We start from the raw sequence: 11802 nt of genomic DNA, 5'->3' as shown, positions 1-11802 counted from the left end.
CCCTCACGTCCAGGCCCGTTAAGCGGCTCTTCGCCACGATGTGCGGAGCAGTGCTCCTTGTGGCCGGTTGCAGCACTGATGAGACTGTGGCGGTCGAGCAGGCGAACGATAGCGGTTCCACCGGTTCGGTGGTCGAGACCAACGGCTCGACCACAACGTCGGCAGCAAAGAGCGTTTCGGACCTGTCCGACTTGAGCGGAATACTCGTAGGGCGCTGGAACGGAAGCAGCATGCCGTACGAAATCGGCACCATCGACCCCGAAACCGCCGAATACACGAAGTACATCGAGTTGGGGGGCCGTACATTTGAGGAAGGTCCAGGGACTGCCCTGTCCCCAGAACTGACCCGTCTTGCGGCGCGAAAGACGGAAGCCGATGGGACCGAACGCGCCGGTTGGTACGACCTGGACGGGACATTCGTTCCCGGCGGCCCCGAGATCGTCAACGGTAAGTTCGCGCAAGCTCAGCATTTCGAGTCAGTCAGGTTCGACTACCAAGGTCGACTCAACTACGCCGTGAAAACCGAGGGAACAATCGATTGGCGTTACTTCGTCGTTGACCCCGACACCCAGCAATCGACCCAGATCAACTCTTCTGGCGGATACGGGGTTCAGTTCCTGCCCGACGGAACCTACGCTCAGCCACAAAGCTGCTACCACGAGGTCTATTCGTTCACACCATCGAACAAAGCCCTGTTCGTCGACTACGGAGAGGCGAGTGACTCTCAGATTTACCTCGCAGACTTTGCCTCGCTCCCATCTCTCGCGAGCTGTGGCCCGACCGGCCAGAGACTTTTGCCGGAAACGAACGTCACTCAGGTCGCTCAACCTGTCATGACAAAGGACCAACAAAGTGTGGCATTCCTGCTTGGTCGTCCAAACAATCAAGAGCTCTACACAGTCGACCTTGCCGGCGGCGAACCCAAAGAGGTACCCGGCGACTGGTCAGACTTCACGCTGATGGAATGGCGAAGCCGGTAAGGGATTGGGGTATTTCGCAAAAATATCGACCTATATTCATCTCGTTCAGCTACGAATGGCGATGAAATCCGTTGCTTTTTCGCGACTGTAGGGCTTTGTCCAGAGGGCTTTGTCCAGCTGCATCAGGTCATTCGGTTGAATGACCTGATGCCCTTGATGGAGTTGTTAGTCGTATGCTTCCGTCTGTGACTATGTACATCCGACCGGCCTTCGGCCTGATCACGATGGCAATTGCCGTTGTCATGTCCGCGGCCGCGTGTAGCGGGGGGGACAGTGGATCAACCGTCGATGCAGCGGATTCCACACAGACATCGCTATCTGTCGCGCAACCGGGATTGCCCGAGAGCGGGTATAGCGGGCAGTGCGGAACTGACGGGGACAATCTCAGTTACGACGAATTAGGTGCGTCCGCGTTTGTGGGGTCAGGGCCCCCTGAGCTTCTCAGGGGGGTCGTTGATGCCACTCCGGCCGGGGGCCAACGAAATTTTCTCGACGGCTATTGCGCCGCCACAGTAGCCGCTTACGGTCCTGACGACGCGGTCAGCACCGGCGTGATCCTCGGTATGACAGAGATTGCGGAGACCAGGGCACACGCGCTCCTCAGTGCGTACGACAGTTGTTTAATAATCCAAGCGAACAGAAATCCATCCGAGACGTTCGAGCCGGATCTGCCGGGCACTTCTCCCACCAACGAAATTCTGAAAGTAACCAATACCTATCTCTGCCCGCAGATCGCTTTTCCTCAGTTCCCGTCGTGATGTACGTCGTACGTTGGAACAGTTGACCAAACGAAACACCGTGGCAATGCAATCCGTGGATGTATAGGTCTCTGTGCAGCGGTAGACCCGTTCGAACATCAGCGTTCGGAGCAGCCTGATTGCGCTGTCGCCGAACGGTATAACAGATAGAATTACTGCGGTCCGCCACCAATTAATGACGGACCGCATTTGCCGCGAGCCGTGCTGACTAGCTGTCGAGGTCGTAGCCCCGATCCGGTGGCGCGCCGGGTGTCGGTGGTTCCAGCTCGTTACCGGAGTCCTGCCATCGGCCGATGCCGTCGTTGTCCACGGCGCCGAGGAACCTACCAGGACGAGTTGAGGGGTCGCCTTGTTCTAGCCTTGCGACCCCGGTGTGCTGTGCTTTCGCTTCCTGGGCTGCGATGAGTTCGTTAGTACGCATCATCGCCCGCACGTCGTCGGCGGTGTCGAATCCGAGTGCTTCGACGACAGAGGGGGTGGGGTTGAGCTTGAGTGACCAGCCGGGTTCTCGTCCTTTCGCTGTTGCTCGTTCGGTGCGTGCTGCCTCCCGGGCGAGCGCTTCGGGACTGGACTCGGCTTCTTTGATCTCCCGGCGCAGGCGAGCGACTTCGTCGGAGAGGTCTTTGAGCTGCACCGCTTTCGGGAAGTCGGACAGCTCGACGGTCTCGAGCACCTCCAGTCGGTGCTCGTCGCGATCGAGTGACTGCTCGGCTTTCCCGAGGTCGGTGTCGACGGTGTAGGCCATGTTCTCGACCCGGGTGAGCAAACCGAGCGCGTGCTGGATGCCGTCGGATTCGTTCATTTTGGGATACAGCTCGGATTGGACGATGGTCTTGACCGACGATCCGAGACCGGAGAACGACACGTAGAGGGCGCTGTCGGTGGCCGGACGCGCCACCTCGATGTCGAAGCCGCTCATCTGCGCGATCACCACTGATTTGGTCGCGCCCTGACCTTTGAGGCTGAAATACGCCGATTGCAGCGCTTTCGTGATCGCTGCCGCCGCTTCGGGACGGGTGCTGTGGAACTGGCCGCGCACGGTGATGCCGGGCCACTGCTGGGCGTCCCGCCTGCTTTTGAGCTTGGGTGCGGCAGCGGCCAACCCTGCGACGCGGTCACGGGCGCGGGGCACTTCTCTTCGGAGGCGGTCGCGGTCGCGTTCGATGGAGCGTTGCTCGGCGAAATGCGAGTCGGCTTCGGACTGGAGCTCTTGGAGCTGGGAGTCGAGTTCGATCTGCTTGATGTAGCGCTCGTCGCCGGTGGCCAGGGCTTTGGTCATGGCCGAGTTCTCCGCGAGCGAATCCGCGTCGAGATCCTGCACGCGGCGCATCGACCGATCAGCTTTCTTGAGCTGTTCGATGAAGTGCGCTTTGCGGTTGATCGTCTGCCACATAACGGTGTCGAACGTCTTTTCGGCGACGTAGTTGAACACCCGCACCTCACGGTTCTGGTTGCCCTGGCGGATGATTCGGCCTTCGCGTTGTTCGAGGTCGGCAGGGCGCCATGGCACGTCGACGTGATGCAGCGCGATGGCCCGGTCCTGAATGTTGGTACCGGTGCCCATCTTCTGGGTCGAGCCCATGACGACGGTGACCTTGCCGGTGCGGCACATCTCGAACAGCCGCGCTTTCTCCGACGGCTTGGCGTAGTCGTGCACGTAGGCGATCTGCGCGGGTTCCATTCCGCCGGCGAGCAGCTCGTCCCGGATGCCGTCGTAGATCGACCACGATCCGTCGGTTTTCGGGGTGGAGCGGTCGCAGAACACGATCTGCAACGCCCCCGGCGTCGGATGCGGCTGCCCGGCTGTGTCGAGGTAGGTGTTGTCCCGGTTCTCGTTGTGCACCTCCAAAATCCGGGACGCGACGATATGGGCGCGGGAGTTTTCCGGGGGTGCGGGATCGAGATGGGCGGCGCGCGGGTCGAGGGTGACGTTGCGGCCATCGTTGGCGATCTTGAGCGCGTTGTCGAGGTCGGGTCGACGCCGGTCTGCGTCGTCGGCGCGGAACCCCAGGTCGGCGATGAAGTCCTGCACCTCGAGAGCGGGGGTGAACAGGACATCGGTGTTGCGGCCCCCAACTTTGACCGGCAGGTCGGCCGGCACTTGGTCGCGGGTGACGGCGTCGGTGAACACGCTCGTCATGCCGATCAGGTCGCCGACGTTGGTGAACTCACCGATCCGAGTCACCGCCCGCAGTCTCGATCCGGAAGAGTTCAGTTCGACGCGTTCGACGGTGTCGGTGAACGTCGCGCCCCAATCCGCGATCTCGGAGACCCCGGCGTCGTCGAGCAGATCGGGGCGTAGGTAGTGCTGCATCACCCACAGCTCGGCCAGGGAGTTCGCGACCGGGGTGCCGGTGGCGAACGTGGCCACGCGTTCGGTGTATTCCTCGGCCGAGATGCCTTTCGCGGTGGCCTCTTCTCGGCGCATCGCCCGCAGATACCGCAGTTTGAGGTCCATGTCGGTGGCCCGTTTGGTGCCCTCGTTCGCCAGTTCCGCGACGTCGGAGGCTCGCGCGAGGTTCTTGTACTCGTGGGCTTCGTCGACGAACAGGTAGTCACACCCGGATGCCTCGAACGTCAGCCCGAGATCCTTACCCGCTTGATCGAGCGCGGTCTCCAGCTTCTCCTCCAGCCGGGCCTTCTTCGCTTCGAGCCGTTTGATGGACAGGTCCGACAGATCGCGGTCAAGCTGGGCATCGAGGTCTGCGACCTGGCTGCGTATGTACTCGGCCTTGGTGCCGGGGTCGACACCGATCGCCGAGAACGCCGACTGCGGAACGATGACCATGTCCCAGTCCTGCGACGCGGATTGAGCGATCAGCAGCCGCCGGCCTTCGGCGTCGGTGGCCGCCGATCCGGAGAGAATCCGTGCGCCGGGATACCACTGCCCGGCTTCACGGACGACTTGGTCGATGATGTGGTTGGGCACCACGATCCACGGCTTGTCCGCCAACCCGAGACGCTTCAATTCCATTGCGCCCATGAGCATCACGCCGGTCTTGCCCGCGCCGACGACGTGATCGAGCAGCACGGTCGGCTCCGCAACGATCCGGGCCACGGCGTCGCGTTGATGCGGATGCGGATTGAATGTCTCACCGAGGCCGGGCAACGCGAGATACGCGCCGGAATGGACCGGTGCGACAACGGAATTGAACTTCTCGTTGTAGATGTCGAGGAGCTGTTCGCGGCGGGCGTCGTCGGTGTGCAGCGCCCACTGCCCGAACTCCTGCGCCAACCGGCGGGCTTTCGATTGGGCGGCGCGGGTCGCGGCGTCGTGGACCAGGGGAGCGCCGGCGCTCTCGCGGAACTCCTTCGACGTCCCGATTTCGATGGTGGTGTTGTTGAGCAGATCGACCAGCAACTCCTGCCATTCGTAGTCACCGGAGCGGACACCGGCATTGCCGATGCCGCGGTCTTCGGCAGGCCGGTATTCGAAGTTGAACGAGGTCGACCACGTACCGCGTTTGGGCACCAACCCCCACTTGAGATCTTGTTCGTGGCTGCCGCGATAGGGATTGACCACCACCTCCCATTTGCCCGACGCCCGCTCGACGACGACGTCGGTGTACTCCGGTACTTCGAACGCTTCCCGAACGAACTGGGTGTAGGTCTCGATCGGCACCCACGGCGCCCCGAGGGCGACATCGACATCGGTCTTGCGCGGCGGAATCGCGGCAGCAAGCGCGTCCGCGTTGACCCGATACCGCGGATCGAGCGCCGCGACTTCCTCGACGTCGGCGAGTTTGCGGCGCACGTTGCCCGACAGATACGTCGACGCGGGCACCCACCGCTCCGGATCGGCGAGGGTGCGGAACGCCTTGCCCTCCATCTCCGCTTCGGCGTCCGCGCGCTCGACCCCGAGGAGCTCGGCGATCCGGTCGACGTCCAGGCGGGCGTGCTCGTCGAGGCTGATGGCCATCGCTTCGTCGACCGATTCGGCGTACTCGCGGACCTCACGGGCGAAGAGCACATCGGCGTGGAAGATCGCCGCCTTGCGGGCGGTCATCGTCGACTCGTCGAACTGTTCGAGCGCGAGCACCGGGGCGAACGTCGGATCGTTGCGGATCGCGCGCCCGAGGTGGTTCTGCAGCTTCGTCGGGGTGCGCGGATTGATCCACGCCTGATCCGACAGGCGCGAATACACGTCTTCGGGAATGTCCCCGGCGTACGGGTCGCCGGCGACCCCTTCATCCTTGCGCCAGGTCTCGATCGACTTCGTCAGAGCGGCGTCGTGCTGGGCGTCGGTGAGGTCCTTGGGCACGGTCATGGTGAACCGGTTGATCGGGCCGTAGCGGGCGACGTAGGCGTCGTACTGCTCGCCGAGGATCTCCCGTAGCGCTTGCCGTTCCCCCGGTGTGGTGGCGGTGTCGCGTTGCGAGTCGATCACCGCATGGGTCGTATCGCGCAGCGCGAGGAGGGCTCCCCATTCGGCGACCTGCTTGGCGCCGCGAGTGCTCACCGACTCCCAGCCGGTGTGCATCCACCGCTCGATCACTCCGGCCTGGGCGTCGTGCCGCAGCGTCCCGACCGCGAGATCCTCAGCGGCCGCGCTGCGGCCGACGGCGAGCAGGCCCCGTTCGAAATCCTCACGGGTGGGCCCGAGGGTGTCGGTCCAGGAGGCGGTGTGACCGAGACCGTTCGCTTTCGCGGTGTCGACGATCGAGGTCAGGGTCTCCTCGACAGCCCCAGCGAGCTCCACATCGTCTCGGGCAGCGACGGTGAGCGAATCCCCGGCATACATGCCGTGCCCGACACGTAGCTCGCCGAGCACCCAATCGGGGTGATCGCTGTAGACGGCGTTGATCGGGACGGCCTTCTCCTCGCCGGCCTCGTCGAGGGCGGTGGCGTTCTCGAGACCGAGGAACCGCGTGGTGAGCGCAGACATCTTCTTCTCGTCCTCGCGGCGGCGGAGCACGAGAATGTCGGTGACGACGTCGGTGCCGGCGACCCGCCGGAACGCGTTCGACGGCAACCGGACTGCGCCGACGAGATCACCGAGGGCGGCGATGTCGCGGCGGGCGCGTTGATTCTGGGCGTCGAGGGTGTAGCGGGAGGTCAGCACCGTGACATAGCCGCCGGGGGCGGTCAGCGCCAACGATTTGACGATGAAGTGGTTGTGGATGGTGTGTTTGGACTGGTTGTGCACCGGGTCGTAGAGCCGCACGTCGGCGAACGGGACGTTGCCGATCGCTGCGGTGAACGAGCGCTGCGGCACCGCAGTCTTCTCGAATCCTTCGGCGCGGATCTGCGCCGACGGTGACAGCGCGGCCGCGATCGCAGCGGAGGTGGCGTCGAGTTCGACGCCGACCATCTGCGCCGACGCCGGGGCGTGGGTGATGAACGTGCCCGATCCGCAGCCCGGTTCGAGGACGCGGCCGCCGGTGAACCCGGCTCGAATCATCGCCCGCCACATCGCATCCGCGATCGCTGGGTCGGTGTAGTGCGCGTTCAAGGTGGTGCGCTGCGCCTGCGACCAGGCGGTGTCGTCGAGAATCGCGCGCAACTCTTCCCGCTCGCGACTCCAGTCCTCGCGCCGGGGATCGAACACCTGCGGGGTCGCGCCCCAGCTCGACCACCGGGCCAGCACGTCCTGCTCGGCTGACGTCGCGTAGCGCTGCTGCTCGGTGACCGTCGACAACACCCGCAGCGCGTCGATGTTCGCCCGCACCCGCGCTTTCGTCCCCGACGGCACCAACACCTGCGGTCCGGAACGGAAGTCGACCGGCGTAGTGACTACCGGTACCGACACCACCGGAGCCGGCACGACCGGTTCGTCGACGGCTGGTTCGACATCCTCGCGGGAAGGCGAGTACGGCTGCGACACAGCAGATTCGATGCCGTCCGGCGCCGTAGTAGACAAATCGACGACCCGGCCGCTGTCAATACTGGTATTGCTGGCATTGCTGTCGGTGGCCGCGGCGGCTTCGGCGATCAGGACGGCCGGGTCGCGCGGCGCGGGGAGCGGTGCGGCGCCGACGTCGGTCGAGGCGGGGTCGATCGGTGCTGCCCCGTCCGCGTCGAACGCGAACAGATCGAGTTGCGCATCGGAGGCGCTGCGGCGCTTTACTTTCCGGTTCGCTCGTACTCGGCCGTCCGCTCGTCGAGCAGGTTCGTGAACGATGGATACAGCGGGTGCGTCGTCGACGTCGGATACGGTTGATCGTCCTCGATCCTCGCCTGCAGCAGATGGCTCGCGAAGTAGTGGAACTTCCCCGGCCGGTCCGCCCACAGCTGGAACATCAGATTCCGCGCCCACTTCTCCGGGTCCGCGCAGTTGAGCGGGTTGCGCCACCTCTCCGGATCGGACCGGTGCACCTGAATCCGCGCCAGCTCGCGCTCGGTCTGCACCGACGTCGGCTCCTCGTCCTCCGGAAAGTCGTCCAGGTTCTCCGGGAGCTGGCCGTAGATTTCCTCGTCGATCACGAACGTCGTCGCCTCCGCCCACGCCTGCTCGATCAGCCCCGTCTGTTCCAGATACGGAGCCGGGTGACCGTTGTCCTGCACGTAACGGCGCAGCGCCCGGTCCTGCATGTGTATCTTCATGTTGTCGATCCGCTCGGCTATCCGCTCGCTCTCGCGTTCGAGGAAGTCCTGCTGATCCTCCGGGCTCAGCTCCGGTGGCAGTCCCACGTGCTCGAGATAGAGCTTCATCACGTCCTGGGTGCTCGGGTCGATCATGGCTATCACTGTCCTTCATCTCGGCGAACAAATCGAGCTGGTTGTCATCGGCGGGCGTGGCCACGGGTGTGCTCCTGGAGAGGTGTGTCGACGATCGACGTCAGCGGACCCGCCGCCGCGTACAGGGCGGCAGGGTCGCTAACGTCGTCGTCGGCCGGAGCACGATCCGGCCGCAACGGCCCTGGTGGGTCTAGCCACCCACCAGGGCCCCGGTGGTTGTCGGGGTTGGTTGTGTCAGGTTTTCTCGGGCGTTCAGGCGGTCAGATCGGCGAACCAGCCCGACGGGGGAGCGACGAAATGGAACCGCAACGGCACCGTGGCGGTGTGCGATTCGCGCGAGCACCGGTACATAGGGCCGTTCTCGGCGTCGAGCATCGTGCGTAGCTGCGGATCGCCGTGGTGGACCCACCAGGCCGACATCGCGGCCCCGTCCTCGGCGGCATTGGCTGCCTCCCACGCCGACCACAGTGAATGCAGCCGGACCACGACCTCGGGGTGTTCCCACCAGCGTGGGCAGAAGGTGCGGTGCTTGCCTGCGGTGGAGGTGAGCTTGCGGGAGACGATCGCCGAGAGCCACGAATCGAACCAGACATCGAAGGAGGGGAACTTCGTCTGCGGGACAGCCGATTCCTCGCCGTCGTCGTTGTCGTCGGGTGGGGGAGTTGCGGTGCTCATGCGGTGGCCTCCGCATCGTCGTAGGAGTCTGAGTCGTCGAGATCGGCTGCTGCAGCGAGGTTTCGGGTCTTGTCTCCGATCGAGTACAGGGCGAGGGAGTCCTCGATGCCGGTCTTGTTCGGGCCGCTGTCGCGGTACCAGTCGAGCTTGGCCACCAGCACCGGCTTGTTCCCGGAAATGAACACCAGGGCACGTTGTTTCGGCAGCGACGACAGATCGTCGACAGTGAGGATCGCTTCTTTCGACCAGGATTGCGACCGCGAGGACGAGCCGCCGCCGAACAGGCCGCCGCTGTTGGAGGTGGACCAGCGCTCGACGTCGTGGTCACCGACGATGGAGGAGAAGTCCGCGAGAGCGTTCTTGTCCTTGAGTCCGCCGCCGTACCAAAGGAAGTTCGCGGCATCGACGAGCTGCTTGACCCCGTCCGCGCCCCACACTCGCTGCGCTCGGGAGAGGTTCTGCACGATCGTCATCACGCAGATTCCTTGCGAACCCAGGTGCGAGTACCAAGCCGGAAGCTCCGGCAGGCGGCACACGTTCGCCGCCTCGTCGAGAATGCACAGCATAGGCACCGGCAACCGTCCACGCGGCGACAACCGCGCGGTCCGCTGGGCCGCGTCGATGATCGACCCGATCAACGCTGTGGTCAGGGCAGCGGAGGAGTCGGGGCCTTCCTTCGACAGGGCGTAGAGCGTGTCGGTGGAGGTCACGAAGTCGTCGACCACGAACTCCGGCAACGAGTGTGGGTAGCGCACCGTACGCCCGATGGTGGTGTCGGGGATTTCGGCCAGCGACAGGTCGGCTCGTTCGGGCGGCAGAATGCTCATCGCGTAGGTGCGTTCTTCGAGCAGTCCGACGAACCGGCGGGCCATGTCGTAGAGGCCGTCGCGTTGCCGCGGGTTGAGCTCGCGCACCGACTTCAGACGCAGCGCCACGATGTGGTGGCCGTGCGTCTCGAGGATGTGCTGGGGCAGCTCGTTCTCTTCGTCGGAGAGCCAGCCGTAGACGTGCAGCAGATCCCCGCCGCCGCAGGACGCGGCGAGCATCATCTGCGCCAGCAGCTCCTGCGCGCCGCCGTCGAAGTAGGCATCCACCCGCGCCGCATCGTCTCGCGAGGCAGCCGCGAAATACGAGGCCAGCTTACGGGCCGCGACGATGGACACCACCGAACGCAACGGATTCCAATAGAACCCGTCCCCGGCGACGTGCGGGCCGTCGGCGATCGCCTGCAGGTCGTAGCGCCACACCGCGCCTGTGCCTTCTCGGATACCCCGGGTGGCGTCGTGGCCATCACGCTTGTTCGAGGTGAACAGCGCCGGACCAGGGGCGGTGCACAGGTTGTCGATCGCCAACGCCGCCGTCTTACCCATGCGCGGTCCGGCGAGCGCGAGGATCATGTCCTCCCACGAAGCGAACAGCTTCTTCCCGCCCTGCACCGTCCGCCCCACCAGCACACCGATGTCGGCGTCGGTGAGCTGGTGATCGGCGTCCAGATCCCCGCGCAGTGAACGTGCACGGGCGGCGGCCTGCGTGCCGGTGACCCCGGTGAGCTTCGAGGTCGATCCCATCAGCCGGGCTTTGTCGTCGATCGCCGTCGTCGACTTCTTGCCCAGTGCCGCAGCGAGCACCCCGGCCAGACCTGCCCCGACGACCAACAACACCACTACCAACACCGTCGACATGGTCGGCCAAGCCAGGTCGCCGCCAGCAACTTCTATCAGCGCAGTGAACGGGTTTCCGGGTACCTGCCCGCTGGTCCCGGAGAACACATGCCCGAGCCACAGGGAAAGGTAGGCGGCGGCGATGACCGCGATGAACACCCCGGTCAGGTACAGCGGCAGCAGCGAGTTTTTCGTGCCCGCACCTTGCGAGGTCGGGGTCGTTTTCACCATGCGCCGACCTCCGCATCGTGCGAGACAGTGTGCTCGACGTCGATCACCTCGGCGTAGTCGGTGATGTCGACGACCGTCTCGAGTACCGGGGCAGGAAGGGTATCGAGCAACGGTTCCGGCTCCACGGCACTGCCGGCGGCGGTGTCGAGGGTGTCCTGCGCGATGGCCTCGACTTCGCTGTCGCTGACTTCGGAGGTCACGTTCGGCCACGTCGCAACGTTGTCGTCGGGGGCGGTGTCGGTGGACAGGTCGGCGATGGTGGTCTCGATCGACGGCACGTCGATACCGGAATCGGCGAGCCGGTCACGCCAGGCCTGTTCGTGGATTTCGGTGCGCGCGAGCATCTCGCGGGCCTCGGCGCTGTCGGTGAGGGCGACTTCGCTGCGCGCGGTCGCGGCAGCCACGGCGGCGGCCGCGGTGTAGATCGCCGCGCGAGCGATCGCCGCATCACCGTCGAGATGATCGATTGGCCGCTCGTACTGGCGGACCGCGCGGACCTGGACGACCTGTTCGCGCACCTGGGTGCGGGGCGCATTAGCTCGTTGGGCCAGACCTCGGTGGGCGACCGCAGCGACAGCGGCGCGGCGACCACGCAGATACGCGGCATGTGCCAGACGAGTACGGCGAGTCTGTTCGTCGGCGGAGAAGGCGGTCATCGACGATCACCGCCCACCACAGGCGCGGAAATCAGAAACGGATTGTCGGACATGAGAAGGGTCCTCACTGGGAGCGTCGAACCAGCCCACGACGCGACATGCACCGGACACACGGAAATCGTGTGCAGCGCAACGTCGTTGCTGGAGGTGACGCTCGACCGTG

At 64.8% G+C, this 11802-nt stretch carries 7 protein-coding genes; 2 read left to right on the top strand and 5 right to left on the bottom strand.

Translation table 11 applies throughout. From position 1 onward, the window contains the following. Positions 1–86 precede the first annotated feature (86 nt). Together HQ354_RS17460 and HQ354_RS17455 are read left to right on the top strand one after the other, a co-directional pair. Entirely contained in the window at positions 87–980 is an 894-nt protein-coding gene (locus HQ354_RS17460; protein WP_222635271.1) for a hypothetical protein, read from the top strand. A 185-nt stretch (positions 981–1165) separates the two neighbouring features. Continuing rightward, positions 1166–1738, top strand: a complete 573-nt coding sequence (locus HQ354_RS17455) for a hypothetical protein (RefSeq protein WP_222635272.1) — start codon at positions 1166–1168, stop codon at positions 1736–1738. Between the two features lie 208 nt (positions 1739–1946). Here the strand turns inward: HQ354_RS17455 and HQ354_RS25930 are convergent, their stop codons facing one another. The 5 genes from HQ354_RS25930 to HQ354_RS17435 form a co-directional block, all read right to left on the bottom strand. Next, positions 1947–7562 (bottom strand): helicase-related protein, encoded by a 5616-nt coding sequence (locus HQ354_RS25930; RefSeq protein ID WP_308115315.1) that lies wholly within the window; start codon positions 7560–7562, stop codon positions 1947–1949. A gap of 239 nt (positions 7563–7801) precedes the next feature. Then, the gene (locus HQ354_RS25630; RefSeq protein ID WP_261768872.1) at positions 7802–8416 is read right to left on the bottom strand and encodes a hypothetical protein; all 615 of its coding nucleotides are present in this window, start codon (positions 8414–8416) and stop codon (positions 7802–7804) included. A 252-nt stretch (positions 8417–8668) separates the two neighbouring features. Beyond that, positions 8669–9091 carry a DUF4913 domain-containing protein gene (locus HQ354_RS17445; RefSeq protein WP_222635273.1) on the bottom strand — a complete coding sequence of 141 codons (423 nt, stop codon included), beginning with the start codon at positions 9089–9091 and terminating at the stop codon, positions 8669–8671. Continuing rightward, positions 9088–10983, bottom strand: a complete 1896-nt coding sequence (locus HQ354_RS17440) for a type IV secretory system conjugative DNA transfer family protein (protein ID WP_222635274.1) — start codon at positions 10981–10983, stop codon at positions 9088–9090. Before HQ354_RS17440 ends, HQ354_RS17445 begins: the two co-directional genes overlap by 4 nt. Then, complete coding sequence (locus tag HQ354_RS17435; protein ID WP_222635275.1) at positions 10977–11639, bottom strand: hypothetical protein; 663 nt, start codon at positions 11637–11639, stop codon at positions 10977–10979. Before HQ354_RS17435 ends, HQ354_RS17440 begins: the two co-directional genes overlap by 7 nt. Positions 11640–11802: the final 163 nt, after the last annotated feature.

This window comes from Rhodococcus sp. BP-261 (genome assembly GCF_019835205.1).
Lineage (GTDB): Bacteria > Actinomycetota > Actinomycetes > Mycobacteriales > Mycobacteriaceae > Rhodococcoides > Rhodococcoides kyotonensis_B.
The sequence above is the reverse complement of the archived record's forward strand: the minus strand, read 5'-3'. Positions and strand labels throughout refer to the sequence as shown.

What these genes read in the sequence shown, in the direction of transcription:
- HQ354_RS17435 (WP_222635275.1), bottom strand. Translation starts at nt 11,639, where the DNA reads ATGACCGCCTTCTCCGCCGACGAACAGACTCGCCGTACTCGTCTGGCA.
- HQ354_RS17440 (WP_222635274.1), bottom strand. Translation starts at nt 10,983, where the DNA reads ATGGTGAAAACGACCCCGACCTCGCAAGGTGCGGGCACGAAAAACTCG.
- HQ354_RS25630 (WP_261768872.1), bottom strand. Translation starts at nt 8,416, where the DNA reads ATGATCGACCCGAGCACCCAGGACGTGATGAAGCTCTATCTCGAGCAC.
- HQ354_RS17445 (WP_222635273.1), bottom strand. Translation starts at nt 9,091, where the DNA reads ATGAGCACCGCAACTCCCCCACCCGACGACAACGACGACGGCGAGGAA.